Annotated in this window: 1 protein-coding gene; it reads right to left on the bottom strand. The window is 72.3% G+C overall.

Features of this window, described 5'->3' with window-relative positions; all coding sequences use genetic code 11:
• On the bottom strand, nucleotides 1-693 hold a 693-nt coding region (locus H3O04_RS35550), incomplete at both ends, for an NAD(P)/FAD-dependent oxidoreductase (protein ID WP_202589536.1).

The raw sequence follows: 693 nt of genomic DNA, 5'->3' as shown, positions 1-693 counted from the left end.
AGCCCGAACACCGTGAACGGCCCGCTCGCCGGATCGCCGCGCACGACGATCGTGCGCTCGCTGCCGAACAGCCCGAGCATCTGCAGGTTGCAGTCGTACTGATCGGACCACAGCCACGGCAGCTCGGCATAGGTCTCGTCGGCGCCGAGCAGGTTCGCGGCCGCGACGGCCGGCTGGTTTTCGGCCACCTGCCACGATTCGATCCGCACATGCCGCCCGAGCAGCGGGTTGAAGTGCATCGTCACCTCGCCGGCCGCGAAGATCGCGGCATCGGCCGTGCGGCAGCCTGCGTCGACGCGTATCCCGTTGTCGACGTCAAGCCCGGCCGCCTGCGCCAGCTCGACGTTGGGCACGACGCCGATGCCGACCACGACGATGTCGGCCGGCACGTCGCCGCGATCGGTCTCGACGACTGCGCCGCCGCCCGGCGCGCGCCGAATCGCGCGCGGCAGCGTCGCCAACTGGAAGATCACGCCGCGCGCCTCGTGCAACCGGCGCGCGTACGCACCGACCACTTCCGGCAACGCGCGCTGCAGCAATCGCGGGGCCGGGTCGATCACCGTCACGTCGCAACCGAGCTGGCGTGCCGCCGCCGCGACCTCGAGGCCGATGAAGCCGCCGCCGAGCACCGCCACGCGGCGCCCGGGCACGAGTTGCGCACGCAACGCACGCGCATCGTCGACCGTGCGGACG

The organism is Burkholderia sp. KCJ3K979 (assembly GCF_016759955.1).
Classification (GTDB): Bacteria; Pseudomonadota; Gammaproteobacteria; order Burkholderiales; family Burkholderiaceae; genus Burkholderia; species Burkholderia orbicola.
This window is presented reverse-complemented; position numbering and strand designations above follow the sequence as displayed.